The organism is Acinetobacter sp. A3, from assembly GCF_012371415.1.
Taxonomy (GTDB): Bacteria; Pseudomonadota; Gammaproteobacteria; order Pseudomonadales; family Moraxellaceae; genus Acinetobacter.
Genome location: NZ_JAAZQW010000029.1, coordinates 13993 through 33564 on the forward strand (window position 1 = coordinate 13993; position 19572 = coordinate 33564).

The 19572-nt window shown below is 41.5% G+C and carries 19 protein-coding genes, 3 tRNA genes and 1 pseudogene; 12 read left to right on the forward strand and 11 right to left on the reverse strand.

The features are described from left to right. Positions 1-15: 15 nt before the first annotated feature. On the reverse strand, positions 16-600 hold the full coding sequence (locus HHA42_RS09820; protein ID WP_168417738.1) for an aminodeoxychorismate/anthranilate synthase component II: 585 nt from the start codon (positions 598-600) through the stop codon (positions 16-18). An 894-nt stretch (positions 601-1494) separates the two neighbouring features. Here HHA42_RS09820 and glnA point away from each other — a divergent pair. The 4 genes from glnA to HHA42_RS09840 all read left to right on the forward strand — a co-directional run bounded on the left by glnA (position 1495) and on the right by HHA42_RS09840 (position 4976). Next, on the forward strand, positions 1495-2910 hold the full coding sequence (gene glnA / locus HHA42_RS09825) for a type I glutamate--ammonia ligase (protein WP_171525588.1): 1416 nt from the start codon (positions 1495-1497) through the stop codon (positions 2908-2910). 208 nt (positions 2911-3118) lie between these two features. Further along, the gene (locus HHA42_RS09830; protein ID WP_154320927.1) at positions 3119-3607 is read left to right on the forward strand and encodes a chorismate lyase; all 489 of its coding nucleotides are present in this window, start codon (positions 3119-3121) and stop codon (positions 3605-3607) included. Positions 3608-3621: 14 nt separating this feature from the next. Then, the gene (gene ubiA, locus HHA42_RS09835; protein ID WP_168417739.1) at positions 3622-4500 is read left to right on the forward strand and encodes a 4-hydroxybenzoate octaprenyltransferase; all 879 of its coding nucleotides are present in this window, start codon (positions 3622-3624) and stop codon (positions 4498-4500) included. Between the two features lie 218 nt (positions 4501-4718). Further along, positions 4719-4976: a hypothetical protein gene (locus HHA42_RS09840; RefSeq protein ID WP_168417740.1), complete on the forward strand. Its 258-nt coding sequence runs from the start codon at positions 4719-4721 to the stop codon at positions 4974-4976. Between the two features lie 13 nt (positions 4977-4989). Here the strand turns inward: HHA42_RS09840 and HHA42_RS09845 are convergent, their stop codons facing one another. The 7 genes from HHA42_RS09845 to HHA42_RS09875 form a co-directional block, all read right to left on the reverse strand. Then, a complete protein-coding gene (locus tag HHA42_RS09845) occupies positions 4990-5433 on the reverse strand; it encodes a DUF2726 domain-containing protein (RefSeq protein ID WP_168417741.1) in 444 nt (147 codons plus the stop codon). Positions 5434-5488: 55 nt separating this feature from the next. Next, a tRNA-Asn gene (locus HHA42_RS09850) sits at positions 5489-5564 on the reverse strand. 116 nt (positions 5565-5680) lie between these two features. Further along, a complete protein-coding gene (locus tag HHA42_RS09855) occupies positions 5681-5983 on the reverse strand; it encodes a hypothetical protein (RefSeq protein WP_168460192.1) in 303 nt (100 codons plus the stop codon). Positions 5984-6197: 214 nt separating this feature from the next. Further along, a tRNA-Asn gene (locus tag HHA42_RS09860) sits at positions 6198-6273 on the reverse strand. A gap of 6 nt (positions 6274-6279) precedes the next feature. Next, positions 6280-6355 (reverse strand) — tRNA-Asn (locus HHA42_RS09865). A gap of 146 nt (positions 6356-6501) precedes the next feature. Further along, the gene (locus HHA42_RS09870; protein ID WP_154320925.1) at positions 6502-7128 is read right to left on the reverse strand and encodes a superoxide dismutase; all 627 of its coding nucleotides are present in this window, start codon (positions 7126-7128) and stop codon (positions 6502-6504) included. 180 nt (positions 7129-7308) lie between these two features. Beyond that, positions 7309-8067 carry a Nif3-like dinuclear metal center hexameric protein gene (locus HHA42_RS09875; protein WP_168526323.1) on the reverse strand — a complete coding sequence of 253 codons (759 nt, stop codon included), beginning with the start codon at positions 8065-8067 and terminating at the stop codon, positions 7309-7311. A 165-nt stretch (positions 8068-8232) separates the two neighbouring features. Here HHA42_RS09875 and HHA42_RS09880 point away from each other — a divergent pair, with 165 nt between their 5' ends. Continuing rightward, entirely contained in the window at positions 8233-9411 is a 1179-nt protein-coding gene (locus tag HHA42_RS09880; RefSeq protein WP_154320923.1) for a trypsin-like peptidase domain-containing protein, read from the forward strand. Positions 9412-9803: 392 nt separating this feature from the next. On the opposite strand, the gene HHA42_RS09885 is transcribed toward HHA42_RS09880, so the two are convergent. The 3 genes from HHA42_RS09885 to HHA42_RS09895 form a co-directional block, all read right to left on the reverse strand. Then, a complete protein-coding gene (locus HHA42_RS09885; protein ID WP_168526325.1) occupies positions 9804-10781 on the reverse strand; it encodes a TIM44-like domain-containing protein in 978 nt (325 codons plus the stop codon). 134 nt (positions 10782-10915) lie between these two features. Next, positions 10916-12304, reverse strand: coding sequence for a DNA repair protein RadA (gene radA / locus HHA42_RS09890; protein WP_070154081.1), 1389 nt, complete (start codon positions 12302-12304; stop codon positions 10916-10918). Between the two features lie 152 nt (positions 12305-12456). Beyond that, positions 12457-13812 carry a sodium:alanine symporter family protein gene (locus HHA42_RS09895; RefSeq protein ID WP_154320921.1) on the reverse strand — a complete coding sequence of 452 codons (1356 nt, stop codon included), beginning with the start codon at positions 13810-13812 and terminating at the stop codon, positions 12457-12459. A 363-nt stretch (positions 13813-14175) separates the two neighbouring features. Between HHA42_RS09895 and HHA42_RS09900 the strand changes: the two genes are divergently transcribed. The 7 genes and pseudogenes from HHA42_RS09900 to HHA42_RS09930 all read left to right on the forward strand — a co-directional run. Beyond that, positions 14176-14415, forward strand: a complete 240-nt coding sequence (locus HHA42_RS09900) for a lipoprotein (protein ID WP_168417744.1) — start codon at positions 14176-14178, stop codon at positions 14413-14415. A 24-nt stretch (positions 14416-14439) separates the two neighbouring features. Next, entirely contained in the window at positions 14440-15684 is a 1245-nt protein-coding gene (lysA, locus tag HHA42_RS09905) for a diaminopimelate decarboxylase (protein WP_168460185.1), read from the forward strand. Positions 15685-15696: 12 nt separating this feature from the next. Beyond that, on the forward strand, positions 15697-16542 hold the full coding sequence (gene dapF / locus HHA42_RS09910) for a diaminopimelate epimerase (protein ID WP_168460183.1): 846 nt from the start codon (positions 15697-15699) through the stop codon (positions 16540-16542). 131 nt (positions 16543-16673) lie between these two features. Then, positions 16674-17300, forward strand: coding sequence for an alpha/beta fold hydrolase (locus HHA42_RS09915; RefSeq protein ID WP_168526327.1), 627 nt, complete (start codon positions 16674-16676; stop codon positions 17298-17300). After that, positions 17300-18214 (forward strand): tyrosine recombinase XerC, encoded by a 915-nt coding sequence (gene xerC, locus HHA42_RS09920; RefSeq protein WP_168526329.1) that lies wholly within the window; start codon positions 17300-17302, stop codon positions 18212-18214. The genes HHA42_RS09915 and xerC overlap by 1 nt, the downstream gene beginning before the upstream one ends. Before the next feature lie 267 nt (positions 18215-18481). Then, a complete protein-coding gene (locus HHA42_RS09925) occupies positions 18482-18853 on the forward strand; it encodes a hypothetical protein (protein ID WP_168526330.1) in 372 nt (123 codons plus the stop codon). A gap of 546 nt (positions 18854-19399) precedes the next feature. Then, positions 19400-19572: pseudogene (locus HHA42_RS09930) on the forward strand (electron transfer flavoprotein subunit beta/FixA family protein); the annotation flags it as partial.

The following is a 19572-nucleotide window of genomic DNA, read 5'->3' on the forward strand; positions in this document are numbered from 1 at the left end:
TATTTGACTCGTTCATTAGGCGTAAATGTCCAAAAAGTTTTTAAAGATTTGATGTCCGTGTTGGCTCAGGATCGATTCAGGGTGAAATTGCACGCCTTCTACAGGCAAAGTCTTATGTTTCACACCCATGATTTCTTCCATCGAGCCATCTGCTTCGTTGGTCCAGCAAGTGACCTCTAAACAATCAGGCAAAGTCGCCTGATCAATCACCAAAGAGTGGTAACGGGTTGCAGAAAATGGTGAAGGCAGGTTGCTAAAAATACCTGTATTGCTGTGATACATATCCGACAAACGACCATGCATGACAGTTTTAGCGCGCACAATGTTTCCACCAAAAGCTTGTCCAATACTTTGGTGGCCTAAGCACACGCCCAGTAATGGAATTTTGCCTGCAAAATGCTGAATGGCAGGAATAGAAATACCTGCTTCAGAGGGAGAACATGGACCTGGACCAATCACCAAATACTTGGGTTGCCATCGCTCAATGTCTTCTAATGTCACGGCATCATTACGAACGACTTTTACTTCCTGATTTAACTCGCCAAAATATTGGACGATGTTATAGGTAAAAGAGTCATAGTTGTCGATCATCAAAAGCATGAGCTAACCTATTGAAAATTAAACACTCTAAGTGTTAAAGAGTCTGAGATAATGTGCTTTATTCCTACGCCTATAAATGAGAAAGGACTTTGTTTTCTTGTCGAAAAGAAGATGGAATAAGAAAGCGCTTATCATCATAGCAAAAAATAAGCATTTTCTGCGGACTATTTATATGATAATCGCTGTTAAGGATTATCAGCAGAGTACTGCATTGAATTTTTTTCAAGGTGAATTGAGTGGTATTCAATCTTTTAAGAAAATAAACGAAAGCAATTTTCTAGGAAATCAAAAATTGTTCATCGGGCTGTCATAGACAGGCTACAGACTCTATAACTGTACCGATAAGATTGTTGTTGCGCTAAAAAGTTGCATCTTCTATGCGTAAATATTGAAAGGCTAAGCCAACTAAAACTTTAAAAACGTCAAAGAAAATATTGCTGCTTGCTATGCTGCTTTAAAGTGGATGTGGCTTTGAAATTAGGTGGGTTTATAATTTTTAAAGTATGTTGTTATTTTAGCTGAATAAAATAACAACATTTGCAGCACGCAATTTATTAGATAGAGCAATCATTATATAGATCAGAACGATCACTGCCGCAAATTGAGCGAGTTTGGCTAGTGTTTTTAGTGGCACAGTTGCAGAAGCTTACAAAAAATGCACTAAAATAGTGCTTTGTTTTGGCGTTTTTTATCAAAACAAATGAACAGTGTTTGAATATGGTGCAATTCGTATTTCTGACAGTATAATAGCGTCAAAGTAAATTATTTAAATGATGTGTTCTCATACGGAATTCATGGTTTTAGCATTGCTTTTAAAAGTTGGTACGCTAATTGCTTAATAACTACCAACTACTAACACGCACTTTCGGGTGCAACAAAAAACATCGGAGCAAAATGAGCATGGCGAACAAGGTCCTTCAACTCATCCAAGAAAGTGGTGCAAAATGGGTCGATTTCCGCTTTACAGATACTAAGGGTAAAGAGCAGCACGTAACTTATCCTGCAGACAGTATCGATGAAGATACCTTTGAAGACGGTAAAATGTTTGATGGTTCTTCAATTGCTGGCTGGAAAGGAATCGAAGCATCAGACATGATCTTACGCCCAGATGCTGCAACTGGTTTCATTGACCCGTTCTTTGCTGAGCCAACAGTGGTTGTGACTTGTGATGTCATCGAACCATCTACAGGTCAAGGCTATGATCGCGATCCACGCTCTATTGCTCGCCGTGCTGAAGAATATTTAAAATCGACAGGTATTGGTGACACGGCTTTCTTTGGTCCTGAACCAGAATTCTTCGTATTTGACGAAGTAAAATGGGACATCGATATGTCTGGCGTGCGCCATACATTAATCGCAGAAGAAGCAGCATGGTCTACAGGTAAAGACTATGAAGCAGGTAACTCAGGTCACCGTCCACGTGTGAAAGGCGGTTACTTCCCAGTACCACCAGTAGACTCTTCTCAAGACATGCGTGCAGATATGTGTGCAAAAATTGAAGAAATCATGGGGCCTGGTCGTGTAGAAGTACATCACCACGAAGTTGCTTCTTGCCAGTTAGAAATTGGTGTGAGCTTCAACACAATGGTGCGTAAAGCAGACGAAGTGCAACAGTTCAAATATGCAGTTTGGAACGTAGCACATCAGTACGCAAAAACAGCAACCTTTATGCCTAAACCAATGGTTGGTGATAACGGTTCAGGCATGCACGTACACATGTCAATTTCTAAAGACGGTAAAAACTTGTTTGCTGGCGATGAATATGCAGGTTTGTCAGAAATGGCGTTGTACTTCATTGGCGGTATTATCAAACATGCTCGCTCTTTGAATGCGTTAACTAACCCTTCTACAAACTCATACAAGCGTTTAGTACCGCACTTTGAAGCGCCTATTATGTTGGCTTACTCAGCACGTAACCGTTCTGCGTCTATCCGTATTCCTTACGTGTCTAGCCCGAAAGGCAAACGTATTGAAGCACGTTTCCCTGACCCAATGATGAACCCATACTTAGGTTTTGCGGCATTGTTGATGGCAGGTCTTGACGGTATTCAAAACAAGATTCACCCAGGTGAAGCAGCAGACAAGAACTTGTATGATCTTCCTCCTGAAGAAGAAGCAAAAATCCCAACTGTGGCACACAACTTAGAAATGGCGCTTGATGCATTAAAAGAAGATCAAGACTATTTATTAAAAGGTGGTGTATTCACTAAAGAGATGCTTGATGCTTATATCGAGTTGAAAACTGAAGATGTACGCCGTTTGAACACGACGACTCACCCAGTTGAATTTGATATGTACTACAGCTTGTAATACAACGCACATCTCGAATTTAAAAACCCGCTTCGGCGGGTTTTTTGATGTGTACTTGATTGATTAGTGCAGTGGTGCTTTCATAGTCTTTATCAAAATATAAGAATTCACCTGATTTTTTAAGATAATTGCATTGAATTGAGCGATAGGTCACAAAACTTTGCCTGATTTTGGGCTACACTAGGCTATCTTGTTAAGGTGGCGGAACATGCGAACACAGCCTATTTTTCCCAAGCAGGCAGATTTGCCTTCTGAATTAAAAACATGGCTCTATGCAGCAGGTTCTCTGACTCAACAACTGACCCAATTAGCAGGCGGACACTTTAAAGTCGAGCCGCTGCAACAATCTTATCAACGCTTAAATTTACAAGATGCCCAGTGGATGCAAATGCCACATTGGCACACTTCATGGGTGCGTGAAAGCTATTTATATGGCTGTGATGCAGAGCCTTGGGTTAAAGCCAAAAGTATTTTCCCAATTCTAAGTGTGCAGGGCAAAGCTCGATTGTTTAAGCATATTGGCAATAAACCGATTGGCTGGTTTTTGTTTCAGCGCACGAATCCTTTATGCCAAAGACGTGTGGTGTTACTGGAAGAGGGCTGGACACGGCAGAGTTGCTATACTTGGCATGGCTGTAAATTTATTGTGCAAGAAACTTTTTTACCGCGCTTTGAGCAATTCATTCAACAACATTAAGATACGAGAGTGGCATGGCATTGGCACAACAGATCACGTGGCGTGAGCGTTTAGAAGCATATTATTATCTGTGTCGTTTTGATAAACCTATTGGCACCGAATTAGTCTTTTGGCCAACTATGTGGGCATTGTGGATTGCCAATCAGGGGATGCCTTCTATAGGAATACTTATTCCAATGATTCTGGGCACAATTTTTATGCGTGCTGCAGGCTGTGCCATTAATGACTTCGCCGACCGTAAAGTAGATGGTCATGTGGAGCGTACCAAAACCCGACCTTTGGCCACGGGTGTGATTAGTGCCAAAGAGGCCATTTATGTATTCTTAGGTTTAGTGGCACTCAGTGCTGCTATGTTGTTGTTTTTACCGATTGAAACGTTTTACTGGTCGTTTGGGGCATTATTCTTAGCGTTTATTTATCCGTTTATGAAGCGCTATACCCATTTACCGCAAGTGTTTTTGGGTGCAGCATTTTCATGGTCTATCCCTATGGCTTATACCGCTGTTGGGGTTACACCTGATTTAACGTGTTGGTTACTGTACTTTGGTAATTTGGCATGGACGGTAGCGTATGACACGCAATATGCCATTACAGACCGAGAATACGATTTAAAAATTGGGGTGAAATCTACCGCAATTTTGTTTGGTCGTTATGACATTCAAATCATTTCATTGTTACAGGCTGTCAGTGTGTTATTAATTGGTACAGCACTGTGGCTGGAAAGTTTACTGATTCCATTCGGCTTAGCTGCATTATTGGTGGTGGTGGCAGACTTTATATATCAATGGAGCAAAACCAAAGATAAAGACCCGCAACGCTGTTTTTGGGCATTTCGTCATAACCGTTGGGTAGGGTTGATTATTTTTGTTGGCATCGTGCTGGCTTTAATGTAAATACTTTCACTTAAATCATCTAGAAAAGCATCTGATGTGATTGTTACTCAGATGCTTTTTTTATTGTGATCTCTAAGGCTGAGTGGTCCTGGAATGATTGAACTCGTATCGTGATGAATAGGTAACCGTGCATACGCATGAAAGATAAAAATTTTGTGCAGGCAACTGATTTTGTTATATTGAGCATCATTTTGATGAGTTTGAAGTAGGAAAACGCCATGTCACGGTCTGAACAGCAATCACCTGAAAAAAAGCCAAGTCTAAAAAAGATGATTCTCTTGGCCAGTCTAGGTTTGCTGATTCCTATTTTCTTAGTCAGCATGGCATTTCTTGCTGTGAATAGTGATGCTAAAAATCAGGAAAAATATAAACAACAACAAGCTGAAATGATTGCCCGCATTGAAGCGCGTGAAGCTGCAGAAAAACAAGCGCAGCAGGCGAGTCAAACTGAAGCGGCTTCAGAAGTTGCGCCTTAACACTACGGGTATTTTAATTTAAATCTTGTTGTAGTTGTCTGATACTCGGAATTTCGGTGTATCGGACAACACGATAGCCCGCTTCATGGAACATTGCATCACGTTCAGCATCTTCCTGTTCTTTACCAATATGCGAGGGGTCATCTAGCTCTACAATTGCGATGACTTGCAGCTCAGCATTTAAAATTACAAAATCAGTCACTTTGCGGTTAAAGAGCGCACGAATTTTATAATGAGTGTTGGTGATTAAGGCGCTAAAAGCTACTTGTGCCAGTACATGATGCTCAGGAAAAGCCTGTTTTAAGCGCATAAACATTCTGCGCTCAAAGGCAGTCATGATCGGTTTGGGATAAAATTTTTTCTTGGGAAAAAATAATTGCTGTACCAGTAAAAATAGCAGTGCGACACTGGCAAGGCATCCAATCACAAAGAAGGTCGATTGACTTGATGTAAACACGTGAAAATCCACAGCCATAAAAAAACCCACTCAAATGGAGTGGGTTTTTAGAATTTGGCTCTCCCACCTGGGCTCGAACCAGGGACCTGCGGATTAACAGTCCGTCGCTCTACCGACTGAGCTATGGGAGAATCTGACAGGCATTCTATGTGTCTAACTGGTTGGGGTCAAGTCAGAATTGAAAAAAAAGCGTTAAAAAGCAGATTAATTGCTTTAAAAATAAGCGCCTAGCCAGTTTTATAGCACTTTAAAGTGACCGAATCGCTTTTATATAATCTTCACGTGATTGTAGCGGATTGGCTTGACGGCAGGCTTGTATCAATTTCAGCATCTCTTGTTGCGTCATGTCGGTTTTGATCTGACTTTGTATTTGTTTTAAAGTGGCTTGCTTATGGGTAGGTAAATCTCGACTGCATTGATATAGACGTTCGTACATGAGCGCAGCAGCAGTTTTATTGCTTTCAGATTTTTGCGTACATTGGAAAATTGCAAAAATCACCACAATAAGAATGGCCCAAAAAATAAGTGATTTTAACCAGGGTGCTTGCATGGGTTTTCAAATTTTATTGTTGTAGATGATTTAAGTTAGCGAAAAATGGTATTGCTCACAAGTATCGACTAACGCTCTTTACAGCTTATGTTATTGTAGTGATGCTTGCTGATGAATCTTTGGATTTGGCTTGGCCATTTTTTTTGTTGCGATGATCCTGATTGAAAGCACATAAAAAAAGCCCACGTTATGATGCGTGGGCTTTTAAGAATCTTGGCTCTCCCACCTGGGCTCGAACCAGGGACCTGCGGATTAACAGTCCGTCGCTCTACCGACTGAGCTATGGGAGAATAGATTGGCTCTCCAACCTGGGCTCGAACCAGGGACCTGCGGATTAACAGTCCGTCGCTCTACCGACTGAGCTATTGGAGAATCTGAGGGGCATTTTAGGGATGAAAGTTAAAGTCGTCAACACGTTCAGCATCATAAATGCATTGTTTGCTTTATAAATATGCATTTGATGCCCAAAAATAAAAAAACTGCCCATAAAGAGCAGTTTTTCTATAGAAAAATAAAAATTATTTTTCTACACCAGCGTCTTGACCAGCATATTTAGCATTTGCATAGTCCCAGTTCACTAGGCTTTCTAAGAAAGTTTTGATGTAAGCAGGACGTGCGTTACGGAAGTCGATGTAGTAAGCGTGTTCCCAAACGTCAATTGTTAATACTGCAACTTTGCCGTGCGCCATTGGAGTGTCAGCGTTTGAAGTTTTAAGGATAGAAAGTTTACCATTCACTTCGTCTGCAACTAACCAAGCCCAACCTGAACCAAATTGAGTGGTTGCAGCAGCAGCAAATTCTTCAGCAAATTTTTCGTAAGAACCGAAAGCTTCGTCAATTTTAGCAGCCAAAGCACCAGTCGCTTTACCACCACCATTTTTCGCCATACAGTTCCAGTAGAACGTGTGGTTCCAAACTTGTGCAGCATTGTTGAATACGCCAGCTTTAGCTGCATCACCCGCAGTAGCTTTGATGATTTCGTCTAAAGTTTTACCTTCAAGTTCTGTACCTGCGATTAGGTTGTTTAGATTTACCACATAAGTATTGTGGTGCTTGTCGTGGTGGTATTCTAAAGTTTCTTTGCTGATGTGCGGAGCAAGATCTTCATAACCGTATGGTAAAGCCGGTAAAGTAATCGTTGTCATGTTTTCAATTCCTTGCATTTTGCTGGGTTTTAACATTAAGTGGCTCTATTGTAATAGATTTCAAGCCAAATTGCGCATTGTGTATAAATAACAATACAGAATAAGACCCGAATGTATACATCTAAAGACCATGTCAAACACAGATGTCATTTATGTGAAACTATAAGGTGCAACAGGGCATTAAATCGGATTATTTAATTCGAAATAACTATACTCAATATTAAACTGTTCTGAAATAGCTTTTGCGAGACGTTGCACGCCATAACGCTCAGTTGCATGGTGTCCGCAAGCGTAATAATGCACGCCTAATTCTTTAGCTTCGTAAAAGGTTCGCTCACTGACTTCACCCGAGATAAATGCATCACAGCCTTGTTCTGCCGCTTTGCTAATAAAATCTTGTGCTGCACCTGTGCAGAACCCGACTTTTTGAATGTGGTTTTTTTCAGCAGGAAGATGAATCGTATTAAAACCTAAACGTGCTGTTAAATAGTCGCGAAATTCTGTTGCACTCATGGCTCGTTGTAGAAAACCAATATTACCAATAGGATGACGTTCACTTGGGTCTAATGCTTGCAGATTTTCTAATTGTAAAAGTTCTGCAGTGGCAGCGTTATTACCTAGACTTGGATGTGAATCTAGCGGTAAATGATAGCCGACCAAAGAAATGTCATGCTGGATTAAACTTTTAATGCGTTTACCACGCATACCTGTAATCGGGTAGGCTTCACCTTTCCAGAAATAGCCATGATGCACCAAAAGTAAGTCTGCATTTTGGGCAATTGCGGCATCAATTGCATCTTGCGACGCAGTGACTGCGCATAAAATTTTATGCACTTCAGGCTTACCTTCAATTTGTAATCCATTAGGTGCATAATCTTTAAATTCATGCGTACTTAAAGTTTGATCACACCATTGAATAATGTCTTTTAATTGTGCCATAACTCTCTCAAATTGCAGATTTTTCATTTACATCAAAACATATTTTGTATTGTAACTAAAGCAAGACAAAACTCTTCGGCTTTTTTATGTTTCTATGTATGTTTCGTTTTACAATAGTGCATTCAATAACTTAATCATCAAAAAATTTATTTAGAGGTACAAAACGTGCGCCGGAGCTTTACCTGGTTACCTTGGGTGTTACTCATTCTGGTCATTATTGGCTTTGTCACTTGGCAACAATTACAAAAACCGAAAGCGCCTGTAGCAGCAGATGGTGTAAAAATGCCTGCCGAGAAAATAGAGCCTTTGATTGATACGACACGCACAGGTGGGGTAGTGTCGTACAGTGCTGCGGTAAAAGTGGCTGCGCCAGCAGTGGTGAATATTTTTACCACACAAAAAGTCAAACAGTTGGATCATCCATTACTGAATGACCCTGCGTTTCGTGAGTTTTTTGGTAACCAGTTACCCGATCAATTTAAGCAAGGTCCAAATGAAAACAGTTTGGGTTCTGGGGTAATTGTTCGTCCAGACGGTTATATTTTGACAAATAACCATGTGATTGCGCAGGCAGAACAAATTGTGGTGGCATTGCATGATGGTCGTCGTGCTGAGGCAAAAGTTGTTGGTACTGACCCAGATACGGACTTGGCGGTAATTAAAATTGAGTTAGAAAAATTGCCAGTCTTGCCATTTAAACTCAGTGGTAATGAAGTTGGCGATGTAGTTCTTGCGATTGGCAATCCGTTTGGGGTAGGGCAAACGGTGACTCAGGGGATTATTTCTGCCACAGGTCGTTCTGATTTAGGCATTAATACCTATGAAGACTTTATTCAAACCGATGCGGCAATTAACCCAGGTAACTCTGGTGGTGCATTGATTGATGTGGCAGGGAATTTAATTGGGGTAAATACTGCAATTTTCTCGCAATCGGGTGGATCATTGGGGATTGGTTTTGCGATTCCTGCGCAGGTGTGTCAGCAAGTTTTAAACTCTATTTTAAAAGATGGACGTGTGGTTCGTGGGTGGTTAGGTATTAGTTTATTGCCTGTAGAGCAAGACAATATTTTAGAGCCTGCACAAGGTGGTGTAGTGGTTGCAGATGTACTGCGTGGTGGCCCAGCTGCAGAAGCTGGTTTAAAACGTGGTGATAAAATTCTGAAAGTAAATAATGAAGCGATTACATCAACTTCGCATTTAATTAATTATGTGGCAGCACAAGCACCAAACAGCACAGTCACGGTATCGGTAGAGCGTGGTGAAGAGGCACTAGATTTACAGGTCGCTGTAGGTGAACGAAAAGTACAAAATTCAGATAAGCAATTTATTCCATTGCCTGAATAATGTATTGATCATCCGTAAAAAAGCCCTGCCAGTTGAGCAGGGCTTTTTTGTGGTAGGAATCCAATAGAAGTTGCTACATCGCCTAAATGTATTCACTTTTGTATAAATCGAAGCGATGCCGTATTTAAGTTTATGGGTTTATCTGTAAATATCAAGATGTTGTCCTGCCTCAATCCAGAGCAGAACCTAGAAGATATTGAAGTCCTGTTTAATATGTTTATTCAGTATCAAAGCTGCATTCTCTTAACTACTAGGTTTTTCTTTAATTTATGCTGGATAAGAATAAAAGAGAGAGCAAAATTGCAAAGAAGTTTTTGAATAGAAGCTCTGTCTGATAAAAGATAGATATAAAAAACAGCGGCCTAGGCCGCTGTTTTTAAATTATTTTGAAATTATTGCTCTTGTTGAATACCTGCCACTAACCAGTCTTGGTTTGAACCTGCAGGTTTTACAAAGTGCCAGATTTCTGTAAATGGCTGCGGTAGGCTGTTCAGGTCTTCGCTGACCGTACCAGTAAAGCGTACACTCACCACATATTGACCATTTTCAGTTGTAGAATCGACCACCATTGCATTTAAGTTAGAAAACTCTGCTACATCTTGGTCTTGGTTTGCCATAATATCCTGATACATTGACTGATATAAATCAGGTGTTAAATAACGCTGAATTTCTGCAATATTGCTTGCTGTATTCATAGACTGAATATGGTTAAAACGCTGACGTGCAACACGTAAGAAAGCCGCTGGCTCAGAACCATCAGGCAATTGGTTGCCACTGTTGGTATAAGCTGTGCCGAAAGGAGCATTGTTATTTGCTGCTTGGCCAAAAGGTGCTTGCGTTGCAGCTGCAGAACCACCTACAGACTGACCAAAAATATTTGTATTGTCGTTACGCGGAGCAGCATTTGCTGGAGTTTGCGCAAACGGTGCCTGATTGGCACCGCTGTTTGGCGCATACGGGTTAGGCGTTAGTTTTTTTTTTGCGCCCATCTTACGGAAAATGAAGAAGGCGACAGCAGCAGCGAGTAAAATCCAAATCCAGCTTGGAATACCACCTTTTTCCTCTTGTGCTTCGGCTGCACTGGCTTGGTCATCTGCCAAAGCATTCGCAGCAACAGCACCAATCGCTGCACCAGCAACACCTGCTGCAACCATACCACCTACGCCTGGGCCAGATTTTTGCTGAGCAGGAGCAGGTTGTTGTGCTGGCGTTGTTTGGCGAGGTTGTTGGTAAGACTGAGTTGGGGCTGCAGAACGGCTCATACCATGACTTTTACCGCCACCTGCACGTTTTGCTTCTGCTGCCAACGGTGCTACCAATAAGGTCGCTGTAAGCATTGCTGCAATCAAACCACGCTGTCGAACTTCCATCAAATTTTCCTATATTAAAATAAAGTTAAGCTGTGTATTTATGCAGGCATTTGCTACGAATTTCAATATAAAATCGGTATTTTTTCTACAAATGTTGAGAAATACATAGTGAAGTGAATACGGCTAAAAAGTCTTTAGAGATTTTCACTTAAACTCATGGCTTCACTTAAAGCTTCATGCAAACGAGCTACCGCAATAATTTGCACACCTGCAATGGCTTTTTGTGGTGCATTGCCACGAGGCACAATAATGTATTTAAAGCCATGCTTAATGGCTTCTTTTAAGCGTTCTTGACCATTAGGCACAGGGCGGATTTCGCCCGACAAACCGACCTCACCAAAAACAGCCAATTGTTGTGGTAGGGCTTTGCCTCGTAAGCTCGAAGCACAGGCCAGCAATACTGCAAGGTCAGAGCCTGTTTCGGTAATTTTTAAACCACCAACCACATTTACATACACGTCTTGCCCTGAGGTTTGCACACCACCATGTCGATGCATGACCGCCAACAACATATTCAGACGGTTTTGCTCCAAACCTAAAGCTACACGTCTAGGTTGACCATGTGCATCATCCACCAAGGCTTGTACTTCAACCAAAAGGGGACGTGTACCTTCGCGGCTAATCATGACAATCGAACCTGGGATTGCTTCATCATAACGACTTAAAAATATCGCTGATGGATTGGCGACTTCACGTAAGCCTTTATCGGTCATGCCAAAAACACCCAGCTCATTCACTGCGCCAAAACGGTTTTTGACGGCCCGAATCATACGGTAACGAGAGTCTGACTGGCCTTCAAAATATAGGACACAATCGACCATGTGTTCCAAGACGCGTGGCCCTGCCAAAGCGCCTTCTTTGGTCACGTGACCCACAATAAAGAGTGCTGTGCCACTGTTTTTTGCAAAGCGAGTTAGAAGTGCCGCCGATTCACGAATTTGTGAAACGCCACCTGGTGCGGATTGCAACGTTTCGGTATATAAAGTTTGAATTGAGTCTAAAACAGCCACAGCAGGGCGTTCATGCGCAAGCACTTCGCAAATACGTTCAACACAGGTCTCTGCCATGACTTTGAGTTGATCTGTGGGTAAGTCTAAGCGTTGAGCACGTAATGCCACTTGTGAAAGCGATTCTTCACCCGTGATATATAAGGCGGTGTTGTTGGCCGCAGCCATGTGTGTTGCAGTTTGCAGCAAAATGGTCGATTTACCGATACCAGGGTCACCACCAATGAGCACCACAGAACCTGTAACCAAACCGCCCCCCAATACACGGTCAAACTCACCAATGCCTGTGGTTAGTCTGGTTTCATGCGAAACAGATACTTTGTTTAATGTAGTAATTGCTGCAGCTTGTCCTGCATAGCCACCGCCCATTTTGGGTTGGGCACGATGCGTGACTGCAGGTGCAATACTGACTTCATTCAGCGAGTTCCACTCGCCACATTCCGAGCATTGTCCTGCCCATTTAGGATGATCTGCGCCACATTGTTCACAGCGATAGACACTTTTTACTTTTGCCATAAGTCCAGTCGTTGTATTTATTTGAAAACTGGCTACAGCATACAGAGTAAAGGCGGGGAAATGAATGTTATCTTGATCTTTCAAGGAAAATCATACAACCACAATGGTGATTGTATGATGGGTAAGGATGAAATTACATTTGTAGCTAAGGCTTAATACAACTCGCCAGATTTGCGTTTGGCAATAAAGTCCTTAGATTCTTTGGCAATCACACCAGACAGTAATAATAAGGCAATCAGGTTCGGAACAGCCATTAAACCGTTAAAGGTATCGGCAAATAACCAAACGAGATCGAGTGTCGCGATGGTACCAATGAACACCGAAGCAATATAAATCAGGCGGTAAATCAACACGTATTTTTCGCCAAATAAATAAGTACAGCATTTTTCGCCATAGTAGCTCCAACCTAAAATAGTGGAGTAGGCAAAGAAGATGATCCCGAAAGTTACCACCCAGCCACCGAAACCAGGTAATAACTGGTCAAAGACTTGTGTGGTGAGTACTGCACCTGTTGCACCGCCAAAACTATTGTCGGCCATAATAAAGCCCATGACTAAAACAATACCTGTAATGCTACAAACAATAATGGTGTCAATAAATGTACCTGTCATAGACACTAAGCCTTGACGGGCAGGGTGGTCGGTCTTGGCTGCCGCAGCGGCAATTGGCGCAGAACCCATACCTGCTTCATTCGAGAACACACCACGTGCCACACCGTAACGAATCACGGCACCAATTGCACCACCTGCAACGGCTTCACCAGTAAAGGCATCACGTAAAATCAGTTCAAATGCAGGAACAACGAGGTGCAGGTTGTTTAAAATAATAATCAGGCCGCCTGCGACATACAGAATAGCCATAATTGGAACAATCACCGAAGACGCTTTAGAAATAGAGGTAATTCCACCTAAAATGACGAGCGCTGAAAATACCGTAATCACTATACCTGTCATCCAGGTTTCTACGCCCATACTATTTTGTACAGCCAAAGCTACCGTGTTGGACTGCACCGAACTGCCAATACCAAATGAGGCAACAGTACCAAAGAAAGCGAAGATAATCGCCAACCATTTCCATTTTAGTCCGCGTTCAATGTAGTACATTGGGCCGCCAGACATTTGCCCTTTTTCATTTTTAATTCGATATTTAACTGCCAGTACACCTTCGCCGTATTTGGTCGCCATACCAAATAGCGCAGTCATCCACATCCAGAAAACGGCACCTGGGCCACCGAGTACACAGGCAGTTGCGACACCCGCAATATTCCCCGTACCAATGGTGGCAGAGAGTGCGGTCATCAGTGAGGCGAAATGTGAAATATCGCCAGGTTCTTTTTCAGCTTTGTCATGTTTGCAAAAGACTTGTTTAAAAGCCAGAGGCAGCATGCGGAATTGCCAGAACAATAAACGGAAGGTAAGGAAAACACCCGTTCCCACAATGAGAATGAGCATATATGGACCCCAGACCCAGCCGCTTAAGGTTTCCATGATCGATTGTAAATTTTGCATAAATTTCTTCTTATAAACGCAGTGTTATAAATGCTTAAAATTGGCTGTAATTGAACAGTTGTAAAAATTAAGCAAGTGATATGCCAGTCTTTAAAACTTCCTGTTAAAAGAACGTGGTTTAAAGCACGCCCTATTTTTTGCATAGTTTTTGGATTTTGACAATTGATGCCTTGAAATATAATTCACTTTATCTGTGTCATAAGTCGCAATAATACTGACTGTACAGGGTGAATAAATGCCTGTAGAAAAAATATTGTGATTGCTGGTATTTTTACAAAGCTCAAGATAATCTCTGTGTTTTAGCACTTTGGTCACAGCGGTGATCACGTTATACTTCATCGAAAATATTTTATAGGTGGTCAGATGCGTACAGTCATTTGCTGCGTGAGTGTTGTATTCACAACAGTACTTTTGGTCGGTTGTGGTCAATCTGGGGCATTACAGCTTCCCAATGATCCAAACTATGACAAACGAGCAAAATATTTGTTATATCCAGATCATGCACCACAAAGTGTTAAACCATCTGAAACAGCTTCTGAGCAGGCAGCACCTGTACAACAGCAGTTTGCTTCACCTGCAACATCTACATCGACTACACCTTAACGCTTTCTAGAAAAGGATACATTCATGAGTTTTACCCGTATTCAAGGGGTTTTGCATGCCGAGCAATGTTCGCTACAACAACTCGCACAGCAATTTGGCACGCCACTTTATGTTTATTCAAAGGCAACTTTTGAAAAACATTATTTAGATATGGATCGTGCTTTTCACTTTATCGACCATCAAATTTGTTTTGCGGTAAAGTCGAACTCGAATATTGCGGTATTGAATGTATTGGCTAAATTGGGCGCAGGCTTTGATATTGTGACAGGCGGTGAGTTGGCGCGTGTGCTCAAAGCAGGTGGTGATGCATCGAAAATTGTATTTTCAGGTTTAGGCAAAACTGAAGCAGATATTCAAAAAGCACTAGAAGTGGGCATTGCCTGCTTTAACGTAGAATCACATGCTGAATTAGACCGTATTCAAAAAGTTGCGGCTCAAATGAATGTGAAAGCGCCCATTTCATTACGCGTTAATCCAGATGTAGATGCCAAAACTCATCCTTATATTTCTACAGGTTTAAAAGAAAATAAATTCGGGATTCCATCCGATTCTGTGTATAGCACCTATGAATATGCTGCATCTTTGCCAAACTTGGATATTGTTGGCATTGACTGTCACATCGGTTCGCAATTGACCGAAACACAACCTTTTGTGGATGCTTTGGATCGTGTCATTGTGATGATTGATACCTTAAAAGAAATGGGTATTCAACTGAAACACATTGATATTGGCGGTGGTTTGGGTGTGACCTATAAAGATGAAACACCACCAAGTGTTGAAGAATATGCCAATGCTTTGCGCCCAGCTTTAGAAAAGTTAGGTCTTAAAGTATATATGGAGCCAGGACGTAGTATTTCTGCCAATGCGGGAGTATTGCTGACTAAGGTTGATTTATTGAAACCGACCACACATCGTAATTTTGCGATTATTGATGCGGCAATGAATGACTTGATCCGCCCTGCATTGTATGAAGCGTGGATGGATATTCAGTCAGTGACGCCACGTACCGATGTTGAAAGCAAAGCATGGGATGTGGTGGGTGCAATCTGTGAAACAGGCGATTTCTTGGGTAAAGACCGTGAATTGGCGATTGCTGAAAATGATATTTTAGCCGTGATGGGTGCGGGTGCATACGGTTTTGTGATGAGCTCTAACTACAACACTCGTGGTCGTGCGGCCGAAGTGATGGTCGATGCAGATCAGGCACACTTAATTCGTGAACGTGAAAGCATTGAATCTTTGTGGGAAAGAGAGCGTTTATTGCCATAAGGGGAATTCGAGATGTTATTAGAATTTACCAAAATGCATGGTTTGGGCAATGATTTCATGGTGGTTGATCTCATCAGTCAGCGGGCGTATTTGGATGCACTGACGATTCAGCGCCTTGCAGACCGCCACTTTGGCATTGGTTTTGATCAATTGCTGATTGTGGAACCACCTGATTTGCCGAATGTGGATTTTAAATATCGCATTTTCAATGCCGATGGCTCTGAAGTGGAGCAGTGTGGCAATGGTGTGCGTTGTTTTGCCCGTTTTGTGCATGAACGTCAGTTAACTACTAAGACCAAAATCAAGGTGCAGACCAAAGCGGGTATTGTAGAACCTGAACTTGGTCAAAATGGTTGGGTGCGGGTGAATATGGGCTATCCTAAATTCTTACCGCAAGAGATTCCTTTTATTGCCGATAAACCAGATAATTTATATGACATCGCTTTAAAAGAGGGTGCTGCTTTGACCATTGATGTGGTGAATATGGGCAACCCGCATGCTGTGACCATTGTGCCTGATGTTCTGACTGCAGATGTTGCAGGGATAGGCCCTCAAGTGGAATCACACGAGCGTTTCCCACAGCGTGTTAATGCAGGCTTTATGCAAATTATTGACGAAAAACATGCACGTTTGCGTGTTTTTGAGCGTGGCGTAGGGGAAACTTTGGCTTGTGGTACAGGCGCCTGTGCGGCAGCAGTGTCAGGTATGCGTCGTGGCTTATTGGCCAATTCAGTTGAAATTGAACTGGCTGGTGGCAAGTTGCAAATTGAATGGCGTGAGGGAGATGTGGTGTGGATGACAGGCCCAACCGCAAACGTCTACCATGGTCGATTAGATTTAAGTTATTTTCAAGGTTGATGACGTACTCGAATAGGCATGCGTCATAAATCTGCTGAAAAGCACTATTTTATAATAGTGCTTTTTTTGTATCTTGTAGCACTGTTCGGGTATGCTGTATTAAAAGTTATTCTAAAAATTTACAACGCTATATGCCGCAATTGATCTTTTTACCAGGCGCTTCAGGCAATACCGCATTTTTTCATCCTCTAATTGAAAAACTGCCTCAGTCAAATGCAAACATTGTGGCTTATCCAGAATTTGGACATCAGCCTGCACATCCACTTGTGCATGATTTTGATAGTCTGCAGGCTTATGTGCTAGATCAGATTCCAGCTGATAGCGTTTTAATTGCACAGTCGATGGGCGGTATTTTTGCTGTCGCTGCAGCCTTACAATATCCAAAAAAAATTAAAGGACTGGTATTGGCTGCGACATCAGGTGGTATAGATTTGAGTGGTTTTCAGCTTGAAGATTGGCGACAGGCTTATCAAAATCAATATTTGAATTATCCAGACTGGTTTGTGGGAGCAAAGGCCAATTACACGGCTGAATTGTCTAAGATTCAAATTCCAGTCTTATTGTTGTGGGGGGATCAAGACCTCATTAGTCCAATCGCGGTAGGTGAGTTTTTGCAGCAACAACTCCCACAAGCTGAGCTAAAAATTGTTCAAGGCGGTGATCATTTGTTTATAGAAGAACACGCAGATCAGGCGGCCAAATATATCTCTGCTTATTTATCTCAGTTGGATTTAGGCGCTCAATTGGAGCCTAAGTAATGTACGATCCGCAGCAATTACTCAGTATGTGGCTCAAAGAGCGAGAAATACAGCAGCAGTCACCGCATACTTTAAAAGCCTATGCACGTGATTTAACCGATTTTTTTACATTTTGCGAGCAGCAAGGGCTCAGCTTGCAGGATGTCGAGGCATCTGATTTAAGACATTATTTGGCGCAAAAAGTAGAACAGCAGCAGCTGAATGGCAGTAGCTTGCAACGTATGTTGTCAGCCATTCGCCAGTTTATGAAATGGGCTGAACAAGGGCAGTATCTACAATTTAACCCTGTCGATGATTTTCAATTAAAGCGTCAGCCACGCCCTTTGCCGGGTCTAGTTGATATTGAAACCATCAATCAAATATTAGATCAGCCTGAACCTGAAACTGAAGTACAACAACAGATGTGGCGACGGGATAAAGCAATTTTAGAATTGCTCTATTCAAGTGGCTTACGTTTGGCAGAAGTACAGAGTTTACGTATTCGGGATTTAGATTTTAATCGGCAATTGCTGCGCGTTACAGGTAAAGGCAATAAAACACGAATTGTGCCATTTGGCAGTAAGGCCAAAGATGCAGTGATGCAATGGCTACAGATTTACCCATTTTGGCAGGGCGATTTTGTACCGGATGCAGCATTATTCATTACCCAAAAAGGTGAACCCTTAAAAGCACGACAAATTGAAAATCGGGTGAAATTTCAGGCACAGCGTGCAGGTGTAAATGTAGATTTACATCCACACTTATTGCGACATTGTTTTGCCAGTCATATGCTGTCTAATAGTGGTGATATACGCGCCGTTCAAGAAATGTTAGGGCATAGTAATTTAAGTACCACACAAATTTATACCCATGTTGATTTTGACCATTTGGCACAAGTGTATGATCAGGCGCATCCACGTGCCCATAAAAAGTAAATTTTGCGACAATTTAGGTGAATAGGCACTATTTTTGCTTGTGATAGGTAGGGCATTTACAATTTGCAAATGCGTTTATTTAGGATGTAAGTCGCAATGCAAGAGCGCTTTCACTAAGATGTCATTGCAACTATTGTAGAATAATAAAAACTTGCGTTATGCAGTATAAAGAAGCAGAAAGAGTGGGTCACACGAATAATAGACATGGATGACATTATTTTTTGTTCCACTGCATAACACTTTGGATATCAAATGATAGGCAAAACCATGATTTCAAATCTTCAAGAAAAATATGACCAGCTCAGTCCGAGTCAAAAAGAAATTTTTGCTGGCTATGGCTTACGTCAGGTAAAACACTTTGTAGAGATTAGCTTGCCTATGATTGAGCAAGAATTGCCAGCGCATTGCCAAGTTCAGGGCATTAATGCAGAAGGTAAAATGCAAGCGATCAACCCACAGACTCAACAAAGCTATTTATGGATTTCAGATCAACAGTGGCAAGAACGTCCAAACAGTGCCAGTAAAATTGACCTGAAAGAAGACTTTTTGGCGGTTTGGGAAGTTTTTAATTTACAGGCCTATGAGCTGATTGATTTAAGCCATATTCACCGTGATTTCCTAGAAACTCAGCAAGTTTAAGCTGAGTTTTTTTATGCCTTAAATCATGAAGGTAATGGGGTTGTAGTGCATTGATACTCATTAAAATACAAAAGATTGCTTCTTTCTTATCCAATAAAAGCTTCAATGTTGTGAAGTGAACTAACAGTCATATTTAAAAAGGGTGTTTTTATCAGGAAAAAATAAGCAAATAAGGGCAGTTTCTATCTTTAATGACAGTTTAGTTAACGGTTTTTGTGTAAGGAATTTTGCATATTTTGTAGACATCTTTGTATTTAAACTATTTTTCAATCAATCTTGTTGATGTTGTAAATCAATAAAAAACATAATATAAATCAAAGCTTAAAATTGTTTATATAATCAGCGCTTTGATTGTGGATTTTTGCAAATAAAAAAGTATGAACGCATCGTTCAGTTTATTTTCGGCATTTTTCGCTTTGTTTAGACAATTCTGACTTGACCGAAATGCCGATCACATAGCAAGATAGGACACCTAAAAAATTTAAAGCGAAGAGTTATTATTAACTTTTCTCAATATTTACTTTTGCTAAAACAGCCGAGGATTACATGAAGGCTCTTGTTGCTGTAAAACGTGTGGTAGATGCCAACGTTAAAGTTCGCGTTAAGCCGGATAATAGTGGGGTTGACCTAACTAACGTTAAAATGTCAATTAACCCATTCTGTGAAATCGCAGTGGAAGAAGCGGTTCGTTTAAAAGAAAAAGGAACTGTTTCAGAAAT